We start from the raw sequence: 25737 nt of genomic DNA, 5'->3' as shown, positions 1-25737 counted from the left end.
AAAAACAATGAGAACTTTTATGAAATGGCCAATATGTATGGCTTTGGGTGCATTAATGGTGACAAGCATGACTGCTTGCAGTGATAGTGAAGGAGATACTTCTGATCAGGAAACAAAAGAAACCATATTGAAGGCTGCCGTCAATCCTTATGTCAACAAGACTGTAATTCCCACATATAAAGCTATGGCCGATGCTGCCATTGAGATGTATGATAAATGTGTGATTATGCAGGAAGCTTTTAAAGCAGGCAACTTAACCTTAGATATGATAAAAACAGCCGGAGAATCATGGAATACATCACGCAAATACTGGGAATTGAGCGAAGCATTCCTGTTTGGTGCCGCTGCCGATTACAATATCGACCCGCATATCGACTCATGGCCTTTGGACAAGACAGCTATGGACAGAATGCTAAACAACCCCGGACAAATGGCTCAAATGAGTCCTGATTATGTAGCCAATAACCTGGGCTATGGTTTGCTTGGATTCCATGCAGTAGAATATATGTTATTCCAACTTGAAAACAACGAAACAACATCAGCTCCCCGTGCCATTAATAAATTTACAACTCAAGAAATGATTTACTTAACATCTGTTGCAGGCGACTTACGCAATCAATGCGTTCGTCTGGAAGCTTCCTGGGCAGGTTTGGAAAACATTAGCAGTGAAAAACAGGAGATACTGACGGATATCAAGCCCACCTTCAACTATGGTTCAAGTATGTTGAATTCAGGAAATGGAGGTAGCAAGTATGTAAATTATCAGGATGCAGCGGAAGATATTATCCAAGGCTGTATAGATATTGCCGACGAAGTTGGTAATACTAAAATTGGCAGACCTGTTAATGGTTCTTCAGAAGAAGACAAAAATTATATTGAATCTCCATATAGCCTAAACTCCATCGTTGACTTTACTGACAATATTATCAGTATCCAAAACGCATATCAGGGAAGCAATGCGGGTGATGCGTCTATCAGCGTCTATATCAAACATATCGATCCGGCTTTAGATGAAGCAATGAGAGCAGCCATCAACAATGCAATTACTGCTATTAAGAAAATTCCAGAGCCATTTGCCAAGACCGCTACGACAAACGCTGACGCCAAGGCAGCTGTTACAATCGTAGGTACTGACCTGGTAAAAGTCCTGGAGAAAGTTATGGCAGCTTTATCCAGATATTAAATCTGAAGAATTCACATTCCCCAGCGGGTAGGCTGACAATACAGCCTATCCGCTGTCAATGCATTATAACAAACTATTATTAATAAGCAAATCAAAGTATGAAAAAGATTCATTATTTATTCGGTCTTTGTTTATTCACCGGACTGGTATCGTGTAGTGATGACAATAACGAACCGACACCCGAACCGGAACCAAATGAACTCCCCGAATGGTATTATACAGGGGGCGAATTGGGTACAGCTTATCTGTCTACCTTCAATGCTTTCGAACAACCCACTCCTGCCGTAGAAAACGCAGGATTGTTCCAATCTTTTAAGAATGGGGAACAATTGTTCGAAAAACCGTTTATGACAAATAATACCGGCGTACGAAAAGGACTGGGTCCGGTATATGTGCGCAATTCCTGTATGCATTGCCATCCGGGATACGGACATGGGAAACGTATTGCTGCCGGCTCATTCAATACCAATGAAATAGGTAATGGCTGTTTGCTAGTAGTATACACTCCGGATGACGATAATTATGTAAGTTGGCTGTCCGGTATGCCCCAAAGCCATGCAGTAGCTCCATTCAAGAATCCACTGAACGAAAGCATGATTAACATAGAATGGAAGAACCATACAGATGAATGGGGCAATAAATTCCCGGATGGTGAAACTTACGAATTGCAATATCCGGAAGTAACCATGCCCAAAGAAGCTATTTACGTCGCGAATCAAGGTTATCAAATTCCAAAAGACTATGTAGTCAAATTGGAATCGACAATTGGTATCTACGGTACAGGTCTGCTGGATGCTATCAGTGATGAAGAATTAAAAGTCCAATATACGAAAGAAGAGAATGACGGATACATGAAAAATGGGCTGAACACAGCTTTCTTTAAAAATGGCGAATGGGTGAGTCAATATAGCAATACTGCGCAAGGAGGTGACGGAACGAAATACCCTCGCCGATATACATACGCTCTAAGTCGTGGTCCGTTGCAAGATGCCGCCGGAGCTAACGCCATTTGGAATATCACAAACGTAACTCGTAGCGACCGCCGTTTCCACTATTTGGACGGAGCCGGTACTTATGCCGAATATTCGGCCAAAGACCCGGATGTACAGAGCGGATTCGATGAATATATTACCCAAGTGGATCCTAACAAAGAGCATCCTACATGGTGGAATGGCACAATGGAAGAAAGAATCAAAGCCTATCTGACAGCTAAAGACCTACCTGTAGAAATGAGTGATGAAGAATACACTGACCTGATGGTATGGCATAGAGGGTTAGCTGTTCCAGCAGCCCGCAACATCAATGACAAAGAAGTATTAAAAGGAAAAGAGTTATTTGAAGAAATAGGTTGCACTTATTGCCACCGCCCCTCATGGACTACTGGGACAGATGACATCAGAGACCCGGCCAGGTTTTTCACTGATAATTCCAAATTGCCTAGATATCCGAATCAGAAGATATGGCCTTATACAGACATGATACAGCACAAACTCCACATGGAAAACGATATTCGTACCGGCTGGTGCCGTACGACTCCATTATGGGGACGCGGATTGCATCAGAAATGTACAGGTTCGACTACATCCGATCGTCTGCATGACTGCCGTGCACGTAACGTTGTCGAAGCGATCATGTGGCATGGAAATACACAAAGTGATGCCCGCAAATCTATAGAAAAATTCCGCGAACTATCTAAAGCTGACCGTGATGCAATGGTCAAATTCATAGATTCCATCTAATTTGGTTACAAAACATTGGGGCTGACTAAAAAAGTTTGAGAAACGATTTTAGCCAGCCCTAACTATCGACTCCAATCCAATGACTACCAGCAATCAACTACTAAAATATTCCTCTTTCGGACTGACAGGTGTACTTATACTCGCATTAATCACTGCAACCATACTTGAAAAGACGCAAGATACCACATTCGTAATCCGCTACATCTACGGTTCCCCACTTTTTATCCTATCATGGGGAGTTGTAGCCGTGACGTCTTTCATCTATTTGCTCAAGCGAAAGGCCACAAAACAAGCTATCACTTTTTGCCTACACCTTTCTTTTATCCTAATTCTGGCAGGCGCATTAACTACTCATTTGTCCGGTATTCAAGGTGCAGTGCACCTGCGTCAGGATGCCACCTCCCCTGTCACTACATTCATAGTACCTGACGGAGACACACCCAGTTTTCCTTTTCAGGTTTCCCTCAAAGAGTTTTGTTTAGAGTATTATCCGGGAACTTCCGCCCCAATGGATTTTATCAGTACTATCATCATCAATGATGGAGCAAAAGAAAACCATGAAGGAAAAGTTTCCATGAATCATATATATAGTTATCGCAATTATCGTTTCTATCAGTCGAAATATGATGAAGATTGCAAAGGCGTTACTCTTGCAATATCACATGACCCCTACGGAATAACAATTACCTATATCGGATATATTCTCCTGTTATGCTGTATACTTTCTTTCTTCTTTCAGAAAAGAAGCTACTTCTATAGTCTGCTACACCACCCTCTATTGCATAAAGCAGCGGTCGTATACCTGCTGTTTTCCTGTTATTCCGTTCACAGCATGAAAGCAGCAGAACACCCGGAAACACTGCCGAAGCAGATAGCGGAACAGTTTGGTAATTTATATCTATATTATAACGATCGCATTTGTCCGTTACAGACATTGGCCAAAGACTTTACCATAAAGCTATATGATAAATCAAGCTATAAAACGCTCACCGCCGAGCAAGTACTAACCGGTTGGTTCTTTTATTACGATGATTGGAAAAAAGAACCGATCATCCATATCAAAAGCAAAGATGTACAGAAACTATTAGGTATAGAACAGGGGTATGCATGCCTATCTGATTTTGTAGATGTAAATGGATATAAGCTAGAATCTGCCATACAGGGCAACACCGAAATCAAAGATCGGGCAAGCATTGAAAGTGCCAATGAAAAGTTCAATCTTATCAGTATGATCAGCACTGGAAGCTTATTGACAATCTATCCATATTGTAAAGAAGAAGGTCAACAAGTGATATGGTATTCATTAGCCGACAAGCTACCGCAAGATATGCCTGAAGGGCAATGGATCTTCATTAGAAAAAGCATGAATTATATAGCCGAAATGATTGCCAAAAAGAAATATGAAGAAGTAAACAAGCTGCTGGAGAAAATTAAAATGTATCAACGTAAAGAGGCTAAAGCAATACTTCCCACAGATACACGTTTCAATGTCGAGAAGATATATAATAACATAAACTATAACCGCCCGCTGGCTATGTTTTGCATCACAATTGGCTTATTAGCTTTTATTTTTTATTGCCAACGGATGATCGTACAAAAAAGTGGAAACACACGCACGAATCTTTTATTGAATATTGTGCTGGCAGTTATTTTCATTTATTTAAGTACCATCATTGCTTTCCGTGGTTATATAAGTGGGCATCTCCCCCTCTCTAACGGATTTGAAACAATGCAATGCATGGCTTGGTGTAGCATATTACTCACTTTCATATTACAACGCAGATTCAGCATGGCGATTCCATTCGGATTTCTAATCTGCGGACTCACACTACTAGTTTCCATGCTCGGAGAAGCTAATCCAAGAATTACTCAATTGATGCCAGTACTCTCTTCGCCATTACTAAGTATCCACGTAATGGTAATAATGGTTGCCTATTCACTATTGGCTTTCATTATGCTAAACGGAGTGACGGCCATAATACTACGTTATTTCAGCAAAGACAGCAAGATTCAGATAAAACGTCTACAAATTATTAGTGAGATTATCCTTTATCCTGCCGTATTCTTACTCACTGTCGGTATCTTCGTAGGAGCTATCTGGGCTAATGTTTCCTGGGGACGATATTGGGGATGGGATCCGAAAGAAGTATGGGCACTTATCACGATGCTAGTTTATGCCTTCGCACTGCATCCTTCTTCACTCCCTCTATTCCGCAAACCGATGTTTTTTCATATTTTCTCAGTCATCGCTTTCTTGACGGTATTAATAACTTATTTCGGTGTAAACTTCCTGTTGGGTGGAATGCATAGCTACGCAAATGGTTGACCCTCAGTTTTAGAGATAAGAGTTCAAAACTGTACGGTTATGAATATATTTTTTAGACGCAGATTACGCGGATTCTTTTATTGCGCAGCCTATTAAAATCCGCGTCATCCGCGTCTAAAGATATACCACAATAATTTATTCATTTCCGTACAGAAATTAATAAATTCAACGCAGGTTAAAACGGTTCTCAAATGAATATGATTAGTAAAGTTATTTCAGAATTAGTTTCAACTGGGTTTGAAACTAATTGTTTCACACCGAGAAACAATGTGTTCCTTTAAATGAAACAGAGTGTTCCACACCGAGAAACAAAGTGTTCCATTATGAGGAACAATTATTAAAACTGGCAGTTTCACCCGCAGCCCCTTATTCATCGAAGATACAGAGATAAAGTGAAGGGGAGGCAGAAAGATGGATATTAAATTTCCAGTAGGAAAATGTATTCGACCCTGTAATGATAAAATACATTCTTAACTGTACGGTTTTAACCTACGTTGAATTCATTCATAACAGTGCAATAATGAATAATAATCTATCAATAGTTTTTATTGGTATGTCATCTGAATAGATTAACAGATACTTCCACTTAAATCTCAGAATAAAGCTGCCACCCCCTACAAATAGTTACTAATACCTATTAGAATACCCACTTTAGGGGATTGCGGGAGCAACGGAAAGCCCCTATCTTTGCAGTATCAGAATTGAATTAATTAGTCATAATTATATTACGTAGCCACATTAAAAATACATAGGAATCGGCCGAAGTGATTCACCCGTATTTCTTCTATTTGGTTGTTAAGTTGAAAAAACCATATAATGTATTCATTTTGGAATATGAATAGATGACATATTCTAAAAGAGGCAAAAACGTCCGGCTTGTGAAAGCCGGACGTTTTTTTATGCCACCTGTCCATCTCCTTAATTCGGCAAACTGCAAGCAGAATATGGAAATGGAAACTTTACAGTTTCCATCCCAATGTTTGTTCTTGTATATTCCAAAGTCTGGCATACAGTCCGGGCTGACTCAACAGTTCTTCATGCATACCTTGCTCGGCAATTCTCCCCTCTTCAAGCACAATAATTTTATCGGCATTCTTAACCGTTTTCAACCGGTGGGCGATTACAACTACCGTTCGTCCTGCTATCAATGTATTAATGGCCTGTTGTACTTCCACTTCATTTTCCGGGTCGAGTGAAGCAGTAGCCTCATCCAGTAGAACCACCGGAGCTTCTTTCAGAATGGCACGGGCAATGGAAATTCGTTGCTTCTCTCCACCCGAAAGTGTACAACCGCCCTCTCCTACCATCGTATCATACCCTTTAGGCAGCCGCATAATAAATTCATGGCAACAAGCCTTCCTGGCTGCCGCAATAATCTCTTCATCCGTAGCGTCCGTCTTGCCGAAGCGGATATTATTCTTCAGTGTATCCTGAAACAGGTATACATCCTGAAAGACCATTGAACAATGCTTCATCAATGACTCCGGTTCCAGTTCTTTCATATCCATCCCATTAAAATAAACCGAGCCTTTCTTAGGGTCATAGAACCGCGCACAAAGTTTCAGCATAGTACTCTTACCACTTCCCGAAGGACCTACCAAAGCGGTGAGTGTACCTTTCTTCAGGGTTACGGAAATATCATGTAATATTTCCTTCTCTTGATAACCGAATGATACATGGTCAAATGTAATGTCCCCGCTTTCGGGAACTTCACGGGTGCCTTTCATTTCGGGTTCATTCATCAGAGTAAGGATACGACCACCCGCAATTGAGAAGTAACGGAACTCGGCAAAATTAGTCAGAGCAGACGTCAAAGGGTCGAATACACGCGAACCTACTACCAGGAACATGACGAAAGTCAGTAATGAAAGATCCCCCCCAATCAGCAGATAAGTACCGCAAAGTATCATCAACGTCAGCCCGGCACGAATCAACGTAACGGAGAACAGAATAAAAGGACCGAGAAGCGCTTCCTGCCGGATACAGGCACGACGAAGGTCACTGAATGCATTCTTCAACCGCTCGAATTTACCACCTATCAGGTTATATGCTTTCATTACCCGGATACCTTGCAGGTATTCTTCCAGACGATTCCCCGCATTAATCTTGGCTTCTATCTGACGGCTGCTCAGTTTATGTTGAATGGCACTACTTAGCAAAAGAACGGCAACCGCAAGCGGAAGGGCAATAAACATAGCTACCGCCATGCGCCAGTCAATCCAAAGTAAACCCAGGAAGGCAAGTACAGGCATCACCAATGCACCCATCAATTGGGGCAAATGATGTGAAATGCCCGTTTCAGCCATTGTAAAGTCAGTAATCAGCATCGAAGAAAGGTCGCCCGGGTCGCGGCGGGACAGGAATCCTAATGATAATTTACGCAGATGTTCGGCAAGATTAATGCGCCCTTCGGCACTCATCTCATAAGCGCCGCGGAAATTGGCATTATAAGCGGCACGTTCGGCAACAGCCATCACCAACATATATACTACCAGGATACCAAAAATCATCCAAAGTCGACTGGTATCCAGCGGAGTACCGCTACCATCGAATGTACGGAATATAACATTGATAGCTTCGATAGAAAGGCAAAACGGGATAATATTCACGAAATTGGCGAGCATCGTATATCCTACCGGCTTACGTAAACACTCGGTATGCCCCACCGTTATATTTTTAATTGCATTCATTTCTTTTCCTCCTTCTTGATAGTTAATTGCCAACGGAATGCGCTGGTATAGGCATTCCACATTTTTTTATAAACTCCTTCCGTCGTACTCAGTACCTCGTGACGTCCGTTTTGCACCAGTTTCCCCTCTTTCAATACAAGAATCTGTTCCGCTGAGATGATGGATGAAAGCCTGTGGGCGATAATGATGACGGTCTTATTCCTGATAAGTTGCTGAATGGCCTGCTGCATCTTATATTCATTTTCCGGGTCGGCAAAAGCCGTCGCTTCATCCAAAACCAGGATAGGAGCATTTTTCAGAATGGCTCTTGCCACGCAGATACGTTGTGCTTCTCCACCCGATAAATATACGCCCTTGTCTCCGATACGGGTATCATAACCGCCCGGCAGATTCTCTATAAACTCATGGCATTGCGCAGCACATGCAGCTTCTATCGCTTGTTCCCGTGTAGCCGAAGCATCCCCCACACGGATATTTTCATAAAGCGTATCAAAGAAGAGAAAGTTGTCCTGAAAGACAAAAGATACGAGGCTCATCAGGTCTTCGGTCGCTATCTGTTTTATATTGACTCCCCCTATCCGAATCTCACCTTCATTGACATCCCAAAAACGTGGAATCAAGTTAGCTACCGTAGACTTTCCCGAACCGGACGGACCTACCAAAGCGGTTATCTCACCCTGGCGTGCCGTAAAGGACAAGTCTTTCAACGCTTCAGTGCGTGTAGCTTCCGTCTTATTCTCATAAGCAAATGAGACATTGCAGAATTCAATATCATAGGACGAAGGCAAATGTGAGATTTCCGTTTCAGCAAGTGGTTGTTCATCGAATATGCGGTCGATGCGTTTCACCCCTTCGTCGATTTCATTGGTACTCGAACCGAGATACATCAACTTATAAATAGGAGAAGCAACCCCGGGTCCCATAATAATAAAAAAGAGATAAATAGCCGCCAGGCCAATGTTCTGCGGTTCTCTGCTCAAAAGCAATAAGCCTATCGGCAAGATAAAAGTTACCAGCGAGTTCAGCAATACGGTAAAAGCAACCATACCTGGCAAATAGGTATCGCAAACTCTCAACGCATAGTTTTTATATGCTTCAATCTCGGCATTAAATCGCCGGAACGAACGCACACTCTGACCAAATATCTTCACTACGGGCATCCCACGTACATATTGCACAGCCGAAGCACTCATTCGCCCCTGTGTATCATAATAGATTTTCGTAAACTCTTTCGCATTCTTACCGAAGAAGTTCATAAACTGCAAACCGATACTCAAAGCAATGCATACCACACAAACCGCTGCCATCCATCCGTTCAAGGAGAAGAAGATGATAAACATCAAAATAACCGTTGCCAGCACATTCACCAAATCGGGAATGGTATGGGCAACAAAATTCTCAATCTTCTCGATATTCTGTTCCATTATCTTTTTAATGGTTCCTGTTGCAGTACCGTTCAGATATCCCAAAGATAAGCGCCCGATATGCTCCGACAACCGGATACGCAGCCCGTAAAGAATACGGAATGCCGCCACATGAGATGCCATCAATGACGCATACAGCAGAAGTAATCCTCCTACCAGGCCGAAAAACGCAATCCATCCCCAGTGGACGAGAATCCCGCTATCCAGTTCGCTTATCTTACTGCCATGCAATAATAATTCTCTTAACACCTGGTACACCGACCAATAAGGCACCAACATGCATAAAGCACTGGCTGCCGAAAGTATCCCGGCCAACACCAGTAACCCTTTCTTTTCACCCGCTATCTCGAACAGACGAGCTACACCACTTTTCTTTTTCATTCTTTCATTCATTATATATCTAAGTTTTTTAAAAAGGAACAATATTCCGATTCGTTCAAAAAAAGAAGGAGCTCATACATTCATGAGCTCCTTCCAACCAGCCGTTTCAAAGGCTATATATTCTGTTATAAATTTCTGCATCTCCTCTTTCTTTATGTGATGCAACACCAACTCTTCCAGTAAGGCAAAGAGCCAGACTGTATTCAGATGAATAAAGAAACCGGTAATCGCTATATTGATATGCGGATATTTCTGTTTCATTCCCTGGAAGAAAACAGAAATCGTGCGCGTCATCAAGTCTGTATATTCGGAACGGAAGTTTTCCATGCATGAACCTTGTGCCTGGAAAAGCAACAGGCGCAGGCGCTCCCGATGCACGGAAACCAGTTCGATATATTCCTGCACACATGCTTTCTGATAATCCTGGTTGATAAAGACATCTATTGTCATCTGTTCGGCATTATGATTGTAAATCATGGCATACAGTTCGTTCAATACCGGTTTCAGAATCATACGGAATATCTCGTCCTTATTCGTGAAATAATGATAGATATTGCTTACCGTCACTCCCGACCTCAATGCAATTTCACGCATAGAGGCATCCTTGTAACCTCGTTCCAAGAATACCTCTTCGGCTGCATTTATTATTTTTTCCTGTATATCTCCTTTTAAGATTTGCATAGAGTCAGTGTGAATATATAACGCTACAAAAGTAGTCCATACAACACTTTCGAGCAATACCTATTAATACTGATTCTATAAGTATCCGTTCCTTATTTATAGCTATTTGCCATGCCTTCATTGAACAAAGCGGATAAAAGTATCACTACTTTCACCCGCTTCTGACCTAACCTAAACTTGACCTAATATTACATTACTAATGAAAACTGATTTTAATAGAGAACGTTTATTCATGTTTCAACCATTCTTTGGGCAAAACTTCCTTTTCACCTTTATCATTTACTAATTCCATTTGCAGCACACCGCCGTTGCAATCGAAGTAACGTACTTCCATCGGATGCAATCCGGCTTTCAATGCTTTCTGCACGATAATCTCTACCGGAGAATGTGCGCCGTCGTTGTCTCCCAGCAGTTCACCGTCAAGCATCAATGTGCTACCGTCGTCCGAGAGAAGGGCAAAGGTATAAATACCGTCGGCGGGAACTTCCAAATAACCGGTCATTACCAGTCCGATATCCCCTTTCACTTCTTCGGGGATGGATACAGATTCTACGACATACTCTCCTTTTACGGGAGCAGCGTCAATATCCGCGCAGAGATTTCCACGGAAGTTATGCCATACAGCCTTCAGTCCGGGTTGCAAAGAAGCCGGAGCAGCGACTGCTTCTGCATAAGGAGCTTTGACGTATCTCGTACGTGCTATATCCGAAGGAGAACCATCCGGACGGAAAGTACGGAAAGCAAAGTCTGTCGTTTCCTTTATTTTCAGTGAACCATTGTATAGAGACGATTTCTTGGTAGGCATACTTCCATCCGTCGTATAGCGGATTTCAGTGCCGGGCAACGGACAAGTTAAATTCACCGTAGCATCATCAATAAATGCGTTCACCTTATAGAATCCCTGCAAATCGGGGATACGGTAATTCACTCCCATGATATCCATGCGCTTGAATTGCGGAACGAGCTGACGGTAAAATTCATCAAGCCCCGGTTTCGCTGCCGGTTCTGCCCATGCTATTTCACTCAATGCAATCATGCGGGGAACAATCAGATATTCAATGCGTTTCATTGTCGGAATCCATTCCGCCCAAAGATTAGCCTGCACACCCCAAATATATTCTTTCTGTTCCTGCGACAGTCTGTCGTCTGCATACGGGTCGAATGCCAATATCTTCTTTACCGAATTTTGGTCTTGCGCATAGTCGAAATAAAAATATTCGTTCGGGCAAGCAATCACTTTCTGCTTTTGCGCTGTTGCCGTAGGCAGTGCTTCTTTCGCCCAACTTCTCCACCAGGTAATGGCAGCATCCGAAGATAATCCGTCCTTTACCACTTCATCCCATCCAACGAGTTTCTTTCCGTTGGCAAGGAAGAATTTCTCCATATCACGTACAAACCATGCCTGAAGTTCTTCTACCGAACCCAGTCCCTCGGTGCGGATACGTTTCTGACAACGGGGACATTTCTTCCAGTTGTTCTTCTCTACTTCGTCTCCACCCATATGTACATATTCGTAAGGGAAAAGTTCGAAAACTTCCTTGAATACATTCTGACAGAATTCCAAAGTCGCGTCTTTGCCCGGACAGATGGGAGAAGAGAATATCTCTCCCCATCCGATTAATCCGTCACAGGCTAAATCAGGATACTGGCTGATAGCTGCCAGGAAATGTCCCGGCATATCAATTTCAGGTATCACATCAATCCCTCTCTGTGCAGCGTAAGCTACTATCTCTTTTATATCATCATGTGTGTAATAACCACCGTACAACGTGTCTCCTTCCACAATCCGTATCTTATTTTCAGGAATCAGGAAGTCGGTGTTGTCTTCTTCTATCGCGCGTGCCATGCAGGTACGGTCGTGCGTATTGAATTTTCTCCATGCTCCTTTTTCAGTCAGCAACGGATATTTTTCAATCTCTATGCGCCAGCCCTGGTCGTCCGTGAGATGCCAGTGGAATTTGTTCAGTTTATACAGAGACATCAAGTCCAATACATGCTTCACTTCGTCTTTATTCCAAAAATGGCGGGAAGCGTCCAGCATAAATCCGCGCCACTCAAAACGGGGAGCATCTTCTATCTGTACGGCGGGAATGGAGTAAGTCTGCTTCACGCCCTGTATTTCTATTTCGGCGGGAAGTAACTGGCGGATAGTGGTAATAGCGGAAATAATGCCCGAATAGTCATTGGCTTCCACCTGAATAAATTCGGGTGTAGACTGGAGCTTGTAAGAGCCGGGCTTCCCTTCGGTATTCCCCAATTGGAAATAGACATCTACCTGATTTTTATCAGCAGTGACTTCCACAGAAGACGACACTACGTTTCGAAGAATCTCTTGCAGGTATCCGACTGCCGGAAATAGCGACTGGTCGGAAACTCCTATCTTCATTTCATCCTTAAAAACGAAATCGCCCGACTGCTCGGTCAGACTTACGGGGGTAGGTAAAATTGCGATTTCTTGCTTGACGGTAGGCATGCAAGCAGAAAACACACAAGCTGATACAATCAGTAGAGAGGTACTTAGTTGTTTGAACATGAGGTTAACTATTTAATAAATTAATTGTCCTGTTTTAATTGACCATCTATATATAATACAACTAAACACCTCAAACTACTAAAAGGAAATGAAAAGTTTTTTGTGGCTTAGGTTCACAAATTGCTATAAATGATTATCTTTGTTACCAATTATCACAACAAATAAGGATAAAGACCTGCTTAAATGTCAAGAGAGAATATTTTAATCAAAACCTCATGGATTAGCACCATTGGCAATGCAATCCTGTCCGCATCAAAAATCATTATTGGTTTATTAGCCGGGAGTTTGGCCGTAGTTGGAGATGGTATCGACTCGGCAACGGATGTCATTATCTCTGTCGTTATGATATTTACGGCACGTGTCATCAGTCGCCCGCCTTCAAAGAAGTATGTGTTTGGCTACGACAAGGCTGAGGGGATTGCAACCAAGATTCTATCGCTTGTGATATTCTATGCCGGTATGCAGATGTTACTGTCATCTATTAAGAGCATCTTTTCGGATGAAGTGAAAGAAATTCCATCGGCCATTGCTATTTATGTGACTATATTCTCTATTGTCGGCAAACTCTTACTGGCTTCATATCAGTATAAGCAAGGAAAGAAAATAGACAGCTCCATGCTGACGGCGAATGCGATTAATATGCGTAATGATGTTGTCATTTCCGCAGGCGTCTTGATTGGTTTGCTTTTTACTTTTATATTCAAATTACCTATACTCGACTCGATAACAGGATTAATCATCAGCCTCTTTATTATAAAATCTTCTATCGGAATCTTTATTGATTCGAATGTGGAGCTTATGGATGGCGTTAAGGATGTCAATGTATATAATAAGATATTCGAAGCTGTCGAGAAAGTACCGGGAGCAAGCAACCCGCATCGGGTCAGGTCGAGAATGATAGGCAACCGATATATAATCACTCTTGACATTGAAGTGAATCCGCAGATAACCATCACGCAGGCACATGAGATTGCCGAAGCAGTGGAAAAAAGCATAGAAAGCTCCGTAGACAATGTTTATGATATCCTGGTGCATGTAGAACCTGCCGGTGAATGTCAGTCGGATGAGAAGTTTGGTGTAGATAAAGATATGGTCTGAAAGGTTTAAGTAATAATATTTCTTTCTTCATTTTAATTTCTGAAAGACAGAAACCCCAAGAGATAAATTCAGATATTTCATTTTCTATTCTTCAATAATTTAAAATAAAACAAGACTATTACCCCTAAAACATATTGTAATAAAATCCCCACAATCATTTACCCGGTATTTTTCTATTTCACAGGCATTTTGTCCGGACTGTCCGGCGGCGGTTTGAAGATGAATGTTCTTTGGCATATACGATGATTTTAAAATTTTCGGTAAAGTTATAACTCCCGACGACGATTACCAAAAACAGTAGACGTGTCCGGACGCATTTGGATGCTATTTGCCATACCCGAACGTTTATAATACCAAATCAGACGCTTGGGGAAAACGGGCAATGGAGAAGACGAGCATAAACTTAGTTTGGATAAAACAGAGGCTCCGTTTGTACGAAACAGAACCTCCGTTTGCATGAAACAGACCCTCTACCGAGTGGTTTCAGAGCCTCTGTCTGAGGGGTGAAAAACGGCCTTTTTGTGAAACACTTTGTGAAACACCTTGAAGAGTCAGATAATCATCTGTATGACAATTTGTTATGCCCCCTCTCAAAAAGCACCCTGAAACACTTTGTGAAACAATAATAAGTATATAAACAATAAAACTATATATTTGAAAATATATAGTTCGATTTTCTTGTTTTTATGAAGATTATCGTTCAATTCTGAATGGTTGCTCCAGGTGGTTGCCGGGCAATATGATATGGGGTGGCCCCCAGTGTCGGAAAAGGATTTCCTGCATTCTCGGAGATAAATGCGTAGTGTGGCATGTATAGCCTACTGCGTTCAATTCGAGAGTCAGTGACAGATTTTGATCTATTCTGCCACGCATTTGTTTTCTAGCCCCATTCAGAGTCGAATAACCCGGAAAATATTCCAGGGCTAACTGTGAAAAGAGCTTGAAGCCGTTAATGACGTAGTCTTTTAAGACTACTTTGTCTTCTTTCATTGCAATACTTTTATTTAGTTTATTAAACCTCATTTGTCGGTTTAATTCTTTGCAAAAGTATAAAATTATATTAATTCAAAGGTCACAAATATTTTATTTTTTCATGTCACAAATTGCGACTGTTAAATTATATTTGCAATTTTGTTTTACAGAATATAAAATCATGGAGATTAGTAAATAATAATTATCGTAAAAAAAATCAATGAAGAAAGAAAGTTTAATCTCATTTATGAGAGAGATTGCAGGGGAATTAAAGAAAAGTGGGAATTTAGGGACTGCCCATGTATATAGAAGCAGCTTGAATGCGATACTCACTTTCCATGGTTCTGAAAAGTTAATGTTCCACCAGTTGACGCCTGAATGGTTGAAACATTTTGAAGGTAGCCTTCGGCATCGTGGATGTAGTTGGAATACGGTGTCCACCTATATCCGCACCTTGCGCGCGGTCTACAATCGGGCAATAGAACGAAAAGTAGCGGTATATGTACCTCAATTGTTTCGTTCAGTCTATACGGGTACACGCGCAGACCGTCAGCGTGCGTTAGATATCGAAGATATAAAGAAGATGTTTATCCGGTTGCAGCAGGCAACTGGTTCACCAGTCACTTCCGCCATGCGAGATGCACAAGAATGGTTTATCCTAATGTTTCTGCTTCGTGGATTGCCGTTTGTCGATTTTGCTTATCTGCGCAAAAGCGATTTACGGGGAAATGTCATTACGTATCGCCGACGCAAAACGGGACGTTCATTGTCAGTGACACTGACACCGGAAGCAATGATTCTGTTGCAAAAGCATATGAACCGTGATGTTGCATCTCCTTATTTATTTCCCGTTCTGAAAAGTGGAGAGAGTACGGAGGAAGCCTATCGAGAATATCAACTGGCATTGCGTAGTTTTAATTATCAACTGGCTTTACTGGGAAAATTCCTGGGACTTAAAGAGCACTTGAGTTCTTATACCGCTCGCCATACATGGGCTACGACTGCTTATTACTGCGAAATTCACCCGGGCATTATCTCCGAAGCAATGGGACATTCGTCCATTATGGTGACGGAGACGTATTTGAAACCGTTTCATAGCCAGAAAATTGATGATGCAAACAGGCAGATTATAACCTTTGTGAAGCGGGCGATAGGTGGCGCAATAGCCTAATAGTAAGACTGTTACTTTGTAGGTAACAGAGATTTAATTCCGCTGCAAATATGAGCATATTTCTTAATTTAAACAAATAAAAGACGACTTTTTTTTCTTTATTATCAATCTAAAAAGGAACTGACACAATAGAACATATAGTTTTTTGCCTGGAAGCTCATCTACACTCTGAATTTGGCAAAAAGCCCCTTTCCTCTACTACCCTTCGGAAGCAGGGGTAAGAATGTTTCACCATTAATTGGATTGTTTTCCGTACTAATTCCTCCGAAAAAGCACGAATAACGTTTTTTTCTGTTACCTACAAAGTAACAGAAAAGGGATGGTATAATTAATCGTAAAGTGATATGATACAACAGATTCGGAAATTTTGGAAATCAAGACACCGCAGTGTTTATAATGAACTAGCTATCAAGTTTAAAGTCTCTCCCTGGAAGATTTATAAACTTGCACATGGAAGTCGGGCTGTAACTAATGTGGATTCGGACATACTGAAAGAACTGTTTGAACGTGGCATCATTAGCGGGATAAGACCTTATTAGACAATTAAATATAATTAAGATTAGATATGAGAGAAGGAGGGCTGCAAAATGGATATTAAGAAATACAATTTTATTTTTGTTATAGTGTTGTTCTTGTTGGGGACAACAAATGTTATAATGGGCAGTTGTCAGAAAGACTACGACGGGCAATTGGAAATTATCCGTAACCAAATTAAGAGCGGAGAAATCAGTTTGGATAATTTATATTCAAAAGTAACTCTTATTGACGAACAAGTCACGGCATTGCAAAAAGCACTGGAAGAGGTTGAAACTACGGAAAAACACAAAAAAGATATTCAGGAAGTTCTGAAGAAACTGGATGATGTGAAAACGGAACTGGAAGGAAGCATCGCCAACCTGGAAAAGAAAATTGCGGATAACAATGAAGAGTTGATTGGTATTAAAGACTTGATTCAGTCTTTGGAACAACAGTTTAATGATAAATTACTGGCTATTTCTATTGACATCCAACGCATTGACATTCACCTCGACCACTTGGACGGACGCGTAAATGCATTGGAAGAACAAGTGAAAGCACTGAAAGATATGCAGGAAGCTATTCAGAACAAAATAGCTGACTTGGAAGAAAAAATAGCAAATGGCGACAAACACTCTCAAGAGCAGATTGACGAACTGAAAAAGGCAGTAGCTGATTTAACAGGCGTACAAGATGAGTTGACTACAAAGATAGATGGACTTACTGAACAAGTGAAAAATATTGCTACGGACGTACAACGCCATGAGTCGGAGATAAAGGACGTTGCACAGCAGATTGCGAATCTTACTATCCAAATAGAGCAAGTAATGGCAGATAATGCTGTCGAGTTTGAAGATTTATGGAATGCCATCAATGAAATCAAAGCAAAATATGCGGAGTGGGATGGAAAATTCGGAGAGTTAAACAACAAATTCAATGAGTTGGAAAGCGAGTACCGTCAAAAAATAGCTGAACTTGAAGAACTGATTGGCAAAGTAGACCCGACTGAAATAGCAAAAGAAATTGAAGATATCAAGCAGGCTTTAAATGATTTGTCCGAAGGTGTTGCAACAAACAAAGCCGACATTATATCTACAAACAATATTGTGGCAGATGTTAAGACACAGGTTAAAAAACTGAATGAAGTAGTTACAGAGCATGAACAAAGGATTTCAACGATAGAAAAGGAAGTAGAATCAATAAAAAAAGATATAAAGAGCCTGTTTGACCGCATCCAAAGTATGGTGATTATTCCACAGTACACGGGAAATTATGTTAAGCTAGAGTCTAAAGGCGATGTCTCAAAACAAACTTATGAACTAACAATGGAAGTTGATATCAGACCTTTCGATATAGCGAAAGCAATTGAAATGGGCTCGTTCTCAATTTCCGTAAAATCGGTAGAACCCACTCCAACCCGCGCGACTGCCATTCTTCCTACATTTACTATCACGTCTAAAATAGCAGATGAAGAGAAACATACTTTTACAATCACAGCATCAGCATCAGGCATTGAAAATGTTGGTGATTACTCAGCTCCTATGAAGTTCCAAGTAGCTCTTGCTTTGAATGATGTGGACAACAATGCTTCAAAGAATGACAGACTATCTGAATATATGGGTGTGTACTATGTTGCGCCGGAATCTGTTGATGTAGATGTAGTTTATGACTTCTATAAAAAGACAAAGGAAGGTGGTGAAGAGAAACTAACGGTTATAAAAAGCATACCCTCTTCAGAAACGATTGTTTATTCGGGAAACTTTTTAAATGAGCAAGGCAATTTCCTGAATCAACCGTATCCCATTTTTGAGGATGCTACCATTATAGCTAAAAAATCAGGATTTTCTGAAGAAGAATACAATGTTGATTTTTCCATCGCTGCCGCTGCTACCACTAATGATGTGGTGGATGCTAATTTAGCAAATTGCTTTACCATATCCAGCAGCGGGTTTATCACACAAACACAAGATGCTTCCCAATATGCAAAAACGCTGAAGGGCGTTAAAATATTTATTGGCTTACAAGCCAAAAAGAACTCTACCAAATATGGTCAGCATGTCTATATCTGTGTAAAACTCGGCGACAAAGACAATCAAGACTAATTCCGAATTTATTGTAAACAATAAAATTGATACAAATGAAAATATTACGTTATATAGCTGCAATAATATGGTGGGTATATCTGCCGGATATGACTGTTTCAGCCCAAGATGTACAGATCTCAGACCCCTATGCGAACTACCCTTCCAAGAAAGCAATGTATGCTGACTATTCGCATTGGAGTGTCGGGCTGAATGGCGGTATCCCTTTCTTTGCCGGCGATTTCCGCTCCGTGTCATTGGGGAATAACTATTGGGGCGGAATGGCCGGCATACAGGCAGGGTATCAGATTAACCCTCTCTTCGGAGTGCGTATGTCCATAGATTACGGAGTAAACAAAGCCGGTTCTAAAAACTATGAGGATGGTTTTATCTTACTGCCCAATGCGGAAACTTATTATAATATCGACCTTCCTGAAGGCGCTGAATACTATCGCAATCTTTACAGTTCCATCAAAATGTGGAATGTCGGTTTGAATTTCGAAACAAACCTGTTGAATCTATTCCGCAGAAGTGACGGCAACCGTCGTTGGGGAGTGATTTTATCTCCGGGCATCTATCTGCAAAAATTCTCGCCAACGGTAAAGCTGAAGTCGGATGACAAGCAATTTGCCTCCAAAGTCAGCAATAAACTGAATCTCGGCTTAGGCGGCGATTTGGCTGTCCGCTATCGAATCAACTCCTGCATCGACTTACAGGTGAAAGGGGGCATGATATGGGTAAATAACAATACCATCGACGGAGTGAAAACAATTTGCGATTGTAAGCACAGCAGTATGATAACCGTCCAGGCAGGTGTTGTTTGGAAAATAGGCAATGGCACAAATAAGAAGAAAGAGAACATCATGTATGCTCCGGGATATTTGCCGGAATGGAAGCGTGCAACGCGTACAGTGACAAAGATTATCCATGATACTGTCTACATAGAAAAGAAAGTCATAGAGAAATCTCCCGAAGTGGTAGTTTGTAAAGGCTTGCCCGACCTGCCTGCTATCTATTTTGAACGTGGCAAATCAAATTTGGATACGGATAAATATGCCATCCAATTGTTTTCCATAGCTCAGGCGATGATGGGCAATCCTACATCCCAAATTGATATTTTAGGATTCGCAGACCATACCGGTGGAGAAGCAATCAACGCCAAAATTACAAAGAAACGGGCGGAAGCTTTGAAGAAATTCCTGGTAAAGGTAGGTATTGAAGGCTCCCGGATTCACACCTATGGCATGGGAAAAGATATGAAAATAGAGAAAGACCTGCGATTCTCGGAGAAAGCCAGGCGAACGGACATTAAGGCAATCATAAATAGAAAATGATCGTTCCTTCTTTAATAGTCACAGAATCTTAGACCGAACAAGAATAATTTAGAATTTGAACTTTCAACGTAAAACGAAATAAACCCTGTTTCAGAATTTCCATAATATATGGAAATGGCTGAAACTCATCTCAAGAAAGTTCGGGCTTGTGAAAGTCTGAACTTTTAAAATCATGCAAAGGAGTACTTCCCTATATTTTTTATTGGTATTCCTTTGGCTACATTTCTGAAACATCTCCTTTTTTGCTCCAAAAAGCGAAGTCCCTTATTTCCTATGGATAAGGAGATGTTTAAGAATAAAATCCCCGGGGCTGTGAAGTTCCGGGCTTTTCTTATAAAAAACGACTCATGCTTAATACATGAGTCGTTCTTTTATATAGTTAATAACTAATCTTCACCCCGGCAAAGAAACTTCTCGGCATGGAAGGCCCGTAGATATAACCCGAATCCCGGTTGGCTCCCCTATCGAAGTCTTTCTGATAAGACTCAAAGATATTCTGAACTCCGCCGTTCAGTTGTAAATCGACAGTTTTGTATAGCTTGAAGTCATAAGCAAGTTTCACTCCCAAATCGAAGAAGCGTGGTGTCTTGATTGCTTCCGCCTTCCTTTCGGGCATTTCACCCAGTTTTGCGTTCTCAGCGCTGATGTCCATACGCTGTACCAACATACTGCCGGTATATGTTCCTGACAGAGCGATAGACAAAGGCTTGATGGGAGTATAAGTGGCAGTGAAATAACCATATGTATCGGGAGTGCGGAATATCTTCCTTTCTGCCGGCGCATCATCGTGCCACTTATGCGCTTCATCGTACCGGCTGCGCTGCAAAGTCAGTCCGGCTTGTATTTGCAGTAAGGAAAGATAAGCAACTTTAGCTTCTAGCGTCAATCCCATAACTTTAGCGCCGGGGCCGTTGCTACGTGTTTTCACCAATATGCCGTCACCACGGTCGTAAGGTTCACCCAATACAAAAACATCAGTCAGTCTTGTATAAAAGCCTTCGACCAACAGGTTCGTTTGGAACGCTCCGAAACGATGATACATATCGGCGGATGCACTGAAACTTTGAGATTTCTCTTCTTTCAAATCCTTTGCCCGTTCAATCATTGCCACTGTTCCGCCTACATTCTCGATGTGCATATCTTCATCAAAGGCTTGTGGGGCACGGAATCCCGAAGAATAACTCAAACGCAGGTTTATATTCTGCGTAGGATTGAAACGTAAGTTGGCACGCGGGCTGAAGATAACATTATCTACCATATTGTGCTTATCCAGGCGACCACCGATCAGGATTCCCCAATGCTCATTCTTCCACTCATTTTGTAGGAAAGCACTATAGATGTTTACTGTTTGGTCGGTGTAACGGTCATATCCCCACATATTATCTTTCAGGCGGTCACGGTTGTATTCAAGTCCCGCTGTCAAATCGGAAGGCATAAATAGACACTTATCAAACGTATGCACATACTGTGCGCCACCCATAGCTGTCAAATCCGTAGTCTTTCCATAGGCTTTCAAGGGGTCATTGCCGGGGCCGTAGTAACTGTCACGGTCTGTATTGGCTGCCGAGGCAAAAACACTCAAACGGTTCTTTTCATCCGGTGAGAAGTAATCGAATTTCAGGCTTCCACCATCAATGGAATGTTGAAGCTGCTCGGCGATATGGGCTTCGTGAGGGGGACGGTTCATCATATCTCCGCCACGACGGAACTCCTGCATATGATGATACTCAAATGTCAGTTTGGAGTAAGTACTTGTCTTCAGATAAGAGCGGAAGCCTACCGTTTGGTTCTTCAATTTGGGGAGTTCGGTGAATCCGTCTCCGTCATAATCATATCCCGACCGGTGGCGGTTCTGACCAAAGATGTATAATCCGGCACGATGGTCGTCCGTCACCAATGAAGCATTCAGAGAGGTATTGTTATCGAATGAAGAACCTCCACCCAACGAAGTGATGGTATGCGATAATTGACCGGAATTGCGTAAAGGTTCCTTAGTGATAATATTAATCGTGCCTGCGATAGCCGAAGAGCCGAACAACGCCGACCCTCCCCCACGCATCACTTCCACACGTTCAATCATGCTGGCAGGAATCTGTTCCAGTCCGTAGACACCCGAAAGGGCACTGAACACCGGACGGGAGTCTATCAGAATCTGTGTGTAAGGCCCGTCCAGTCCATTGATGCGGACTTGTTGGAAGCCGCAGTTCTGACAGTTGGTTTCCACACGCACACCGGGCTGGAAGTTTAGTCCTTGCGATAAAGTGGAAGAATTAGTCGTTTCAAAAAGTTTCAGGTCAACGACATTCACCAAAGTAGGCGCTAAACGCCGGGTTGTCTCACTGCGATTGGCAGAGACTACGACGCCATCCAGGGCAATCGCATCCTCTTCTATTTCGAAATCTTCTTCCAGTGTTTTCCCTTTTTTCAGGGTTACGTTGCGGGTAACAGTTTTGTAGCCCACCGAACTGACTTCCAGTACGAAATTGCCTTCCGGCAGATTCTTCAGGAAGTAATGTCCCGTAGCATCGGTAACGGTTCCTATGGTAGTTCCTTTCAGGGCTATTGTAATATAAGGAAGATGCTCCTTCGTTTTTTTATCTAATACATGACCTATAATGTTCGCGTCAGATTTTCTCAATTCAGGGTAGTCGGGATGTTCAGCCAATGCATGCGACACAGCACAACACAGGCTGACCAGGACTAAAAGATATTTTTTCATTGTCGTTAATCTTTTAAATGTTTAAATAAAGAAGTAATAAGAATGGGGAAGCAGCGATAAGTAATCGTTGATTCTAAATCTAATAATTCCTGCTTCCGAAAATGTAGACTAAGCAACAGGGGGAGCCCTGAGAGATATAATGCCCAGACAGGTACGACAATAACGCGCACTCTGCGGACGGGCAATCAGGATGCATAATAAGGATAAAACGGCAGCGGTAAATAGCGGCAATAATCCATTATCTGTCGTCAGGACATGATTCAAGAGATGGATTAACTGGAACTCAACAGTCGTGTGACTGTGTTCGCTGCCTTTCTTAAATGGATGCGAATGGACAATCGTAACCCCATTTACTACATGGGAGTGAGTAAACAAAGTGATTCCTGCCATGTACGAGATAAACAGTACAGGCAGAAACCATTTCATTATATTCAGATACAGTTGTTTCATTCGTCAGATAAAAATCAAGGTTTAGTTTTGTGCGACAAAGATAGGGATTGTTTAATGATGTATCAATCCCTATATATAATGATTTGAGGACTTGAAATGTTCTTAAACCATTATTAATAACTAATCTTCACGCCGGCAAAGAAACTTCTCGGCAAGGAAGGACCATAGATATAACCGGAGTCACGGTCGGCTCCCTTATCAAAGTCATTCTGATAGGCATTGAAGATATTCTGTACTCCGGCATTTACCTGCAAGTTTACTGACTTATAGAGTTTGAAGTCGTAAGCAGCTTTCAGTCCGATGTCGAAGAAATCTTTCGTATTTACCGTTATCGGATTTTCAAGGAATCCCGGAACAGGTTCGTGAGGAACCAGCATCGAACCGGTATAGGTGCCGGAAAGAGCGATAGACAGCGGTTTTATCGGAGTATAGGTGGCTGTGAAGTAGCCGTAAGTATTCGGCGTACGCATCATTTTCTTCACGGCCGGAGCATCTTCGTTCCATACGTGAGGGTCGCTATAATGGCTCTGTTGCAAAGTGACTCCTGCCTGAAGTTGAATTTTATTCAGGTAAGCCATCTTTCCTTCCAGTGTCAATCCCATTACTCTCGCTCCTGATGCATTGTGACGTGTTCGTGTCAGGATACCATTGACTACCTCCCCATCGGTAAGGGCGAAAACATCGGATAATTTAGTGTAAAATCCTTCAACGAGGAAGTTTACCTGGAATGCGCCAAAACGATGGTAGATGTCTGCCGAAGCACTCAAACTTTGTGACCTTTCTTCATTCAGGTCATCGGCAAGTTCGACCATTGCCACGTTACCGCCTACATTCTCGACATGCAAGTCTTCGTCGAAAGCCTGCGGAGCACGGAAACCGGATGAATAACTTAAACGGAGATTGATATTCTCTGTCGGGTTGTAGCGCAGATTGGCGCGCGGGCTGAAAATGATATGGTCTATCAGGTTATGTTTGTCCAAACGGCCGCCTATCAAAAATCCCCAGTGTTCGTTCTTCCATTCATTCTGAAGGAAGGCACTACCGATATTTACTTTTTGGTCTACTGTACGGTTGTATCCCCACATATTATCTTCCAGTTTGTCCTGGTTGAATTCTATTCCTGCTGTCAGGTCGGAAGGCATGAAGATGCATTTGCCGAAGCTGTAAACATACTGTGAGCCTGCCATCCAGTTGAGGTCGGTGGTGTTTCCGTAAGCATTCAGGTCTTGTCCGCCACCATAGTAGCTGTCGCGATTGATATGCTGTGCGGAAGCGAATACATTGAAACGATGCTTCTCGTTAGGTGAGAAATAATCGAACTTCACACCTCCGCCATTAATGGAGTGTTCGGTCTGTTCCGCCACATTCGCTTCATGGGGCGGGCGGTTCAACAAGTCTCCTCCCCTACGGAATTCTTCCATATGATGGTATTCGAAAGTCAGTTTTGAATAAGTGGTTGTTTTCAGGAAGGAACGGAAACCGATGGTCTGTCCGTGTATCTTGGGAATTTCAGAATATCCGTCTCCGTCATGGTCGTATGCGGAACGGTGGCGGTTCTGTCCGAAGATATATAGGCCGGCGCACTGGTCGTCCGTCACTAATGACGCGTTCAGGGAAGTGCTGTTGTCGAAAGCGTCTCCGTCACCGATTCCTGTAATCGTATGAGACAACATACCTGAGTTGCGAATCGGTTCTTTGGTAATAATATTGATTGTACCCGCAATGGCAGACGAGCCGAACAATGCCGAGCCACCGCCACGCATCACTTCTACCCGCTCTATCATACTGGCAGGAATCTGTTCGATGCCATATACACCGGAGAGTGCACTGAAGATAGGGCGTGAATCCAGCAGGATTTGTGTATAAGGGCCGTCCAGTCCATTGATGCGTACCTGTTGGAATCCACAGTTCTGACAGTTGGATTCCACACGTACTCCGGGCTGGAAGCTCAATCCTTGAGCTAGAGTCGTAGAGTTCGTGTTCTCAAAGATTTTCAAATCAACGACATTGACCAATGTCGGAGCCAGGCGACGGGTGGTTTCATTACGATTGGCAGATACAACGACGCCATCCAGGGCAACTGCATCTTCTTCTATTTCAAAGTCTTCTTCCAGGGTGCGACCTTTTTTCAGTGTCACGTTGCGTCTTATGGTTTTATAGCCGACGGAACTTACTTCGAGCACAAAATTTCCTTCGGGAAGATTCTTCAGGAAGTAGTGTCCCGTAACATCGGTGACAGTACCGATGGTAGTACCTTTCAGTGCCACTGTGATATATGGCAGATGTTCTTTCGTGTTTTTATCAAGGATATGACCTATTATATTGGCATCCGACTTACGTAATTCGGGATGATTGGGATGTTCATGGGCTTGTCCTCCATGGGCAGGCAACAGTGCACAGCACAAGCAGACAAGCGAAAAGATGTATTTCTTCATTTTT

General features: G+C 42.2%; 17 protein-coding genes. 8 read left to right on the top strand and 9 right to left on the bottom strand.

Annotated elements, in window-relative coordinates; translation table 11 throughout:
• The first annotated feature begins 19 nt into the window (after positions 1-19).
• From HC965_RS07015 to ccsA, 3 genes are all read left to right on the top strand, one after another.
• Positions 20-1183, top strand: a complete 1164-nt coding sequence (locus HC965_RS07015) for an imelysin family protein (protein ID WP_223854763.1) — start codon at positions 20-22, stop codon at positions 1181-1183.
• Positions 1184-1281: 98 nt separating this feature from the next.
• Positions 1282-2922 (top strand): di-heme oxidoredictase family protein, encoded by a 1641-nt coding sequence (locus HC965_RS07010; RefSeq protein WP_191030827.1) that lies wholly within the window; start codon positions 1282-1284, stop codon positions 2920-2922.
• A 79-nt stretch (positions 2923-3001) separates the two neighbouring features.
• A complete protein-coding gene (gene ccsA / locus HC965_RS07005) occupies positions 3002-5248 on the top strand; it encodes a cytochrome c biogenesis protein CcsA (RefSeq protein ID WP_191030826.1) in 2247 nt (748 codons plus the stop codon).
• A gap of 959 nt (positions 5249-6207) precedes the next feature.
• Here the strand turns inward: ccsA and HC965_RS07000 are convergent.
• The 4 genes from HC965_RS07000 to HC965_RS06985 all read right to left on the bottom strand — a co-directional run bounded on the left by HC965_RS07000 (position 6208) and on the right by HC965_RS06985 (position 12957).
• Entirely contained in the window at positions 6208-7938 is a 1731-nt protein-coding gene (locus HC965_RS07000; RefSeq protein WP_191030825.1) for an ABC transporter ATP-binding protein, read from the bottom strand.
• Positions 7935-9755 (bottom strand): ABC transporter ATP-binding protein, encoded by a 1821-nt coding sequence (locus HC965_RS06995; RefSeq protein ID WP_191030824.1) that lies wholly within the window; start codon positions 9753-9755, stop codon positions 7935-7937. Before HC965_RS06995 ends, HC965_RS07000 begins: the two co-directional genes overlap by 4 nt.
• 60 nt (positions 9756-9815) lie before the next feature.
• On the bottom strand, positions 9816-10424 hold the full coding sequence (locus tag HC965_RS06990; RefSeq protein ID WP_191030823.1) for a TetR/AcrR family transcriptional regulator: 609 nt from the start codon (positions 10422-10424) through the stop codon (positions 9816-9818).
• Positions 10425-10650: 226 nt separating this feature from the next.
• Complete coding sequence (locus HC965_RS06985) at positions 10651-12957, bottom strand: family 20 glycosylhydrolase (RefSeq protein ID WP_191030822.1); 2307 nt, start codon at positions 12955-12957, stop codon at positions 10651-10653.
• 183 nt (positions 12958-13140) lie between these two features.
• Here HC965_RS06985 and HC965_RS06980 point away from each other — a divergent pair, with 183 nt between their 5' ends.
• Positions 13141-14055 (top strand): cation diffusion facilitator family transporter, encoded by a 915-nt coding sequence (locus HC965_RS06980; RefSeq protein ID WP_191030821.1) that lies wholly within the window; start codon positions 13141-13143, stop codon positions 14053-14055.
• Between the two features lie 266 nt (positions 14056-14321).
• Here the strand turns inward: HC965_RS06980 and HC965_RS06975 are convergent, their stop codons facing one another.
• The gene (locus tag HC965_RS06975; RefSeq protein ID WP_191030820.1) at positions 14322-14513 is read right to left on the bottom strand and encodes a hypothetical protein; all 192 of its coding nucleotides are present in this window, start codon (positions 14511-14513) and stop codon (positions 14322-14324) included.
• A gap of 235 nt (positions 14514-14748) precedes the next feature.
• Complete coding sequence (locus tag HC965_RS06970) at positions 14749-15045, bottom strand: DUF4248 domain-containing protein (RefSeq protein ID WP_191030819.1); 297 nt, start codon at positions 15043-15045, stop codon at positions 14749-14751.
• Between the two features lie 202 nt (positions 15046-15247).
• Here HC965_RS06970 and HC965_RS06965 point away from each other — a divergent pair, with 202 nt between their 5' ends.
• The 4 genes from HC965_RS06965 (at position 15248) to HC965_RS06950 (ending at position 20129) form a co-directional block, all read left to right on the top strand.
• A complete protein-coding gene (locus tag HC965_RS06965; RefSeq protein WP_191030818.1) occupies positions 15248-16198 on the top strand; it encodes a site-specific integrase in 951 nt (316 codons plus the stop codon).
• 344 nt (positions 16199-16542) lie between these two features.
• The gene (locus tag HC965_RS06960; protein ID WP_191030817.1) at positions 16543-16737 is read left to right on the top strand and encodes a hypothetical protein; all 195 of its coding nucleotides are present in this window, start codon (positions 16543-16545) and stop codon (positions 16735-16737) included.
• Between the two features lie 117 nt (positions 16738-16854).
• The gene (locus tag HC965_RS06955) at positions 16855-18816 is read left to right on the top strand and encodes a hypothetical protein (RefSeq protein WP_191030816.1); all 1962 of its coding nucleotides are present in this window, start codon (positions 16855-16857) and stop codon (positions 18814-18816) included.
• Positions 18817-18851: 35 nt separating this feature from the next.
• Positions 18852-20129 (top strand): OmpA family protein, encoded by a 1278-nt coding sequence (locus HC965_RS06950; RefSeq protein WP_191030815.1) that lies wholly within the window; start codon positions 18852-18854, stop codon positions 20127-20129.
• 379 nt (positions 20130-20508) lie between these two features.
• Here the strand turns inward: HC965_RS06950 and HC965_RS06945 are convergent, their stop codons facing one another.
• From HC965_RS06945 to HC965_RS06935, 3 genes are all read right to left on the bottom strand, one after another.
• Positions 20509-22848 (bottom strand): TonB-dependent receptor, encoded by a 2340-nt coding sequence (locus HC965_RS06945; protein WP_191030814.1) that lies wholly within the window; start codon positions 22846-22848, stop codon positions 20509-20511.
• Positions 22849-22956: 108 nt separating this feature from the next.
• Complete coding sequence (locus tag HC965_RS06940) at positions 22957-23298, bottom strand: hypothetical protein (protein ID WP_191030813.1); 342 nt, start codon at positions 23296-23298, stop codon at positions 22957-22959.
• 113 nt (positions 23299-23411) lie between these two features.
• Entirely contained in the window at positions 23412-25733 is a 2322-nt protein-coding gene (locus HC965_RS06935; RefSeq protein WP_191030812.1) for a TonB-dependent receptor, read from the bottom strand.
• Positions 25734-25737: the final 4 nt, after the last annotated feature.

Origin of the sequence: Bacteroides sp. GM023 (assembly GCF_014750685.1) — a bacterium.
In the GTDB taxonomy this organism is placed as follows: domain Bacteria; phylum Bacteroidota; class Bacteroidia; order Bacteroidales; family Bacteroidaceae; genus Bacteroides.
The sequence above is the reverse complement of the archived record's forward strand: the minus strand, read 5'-3'. Positions and strand labels throughout refer to the sequence as shown.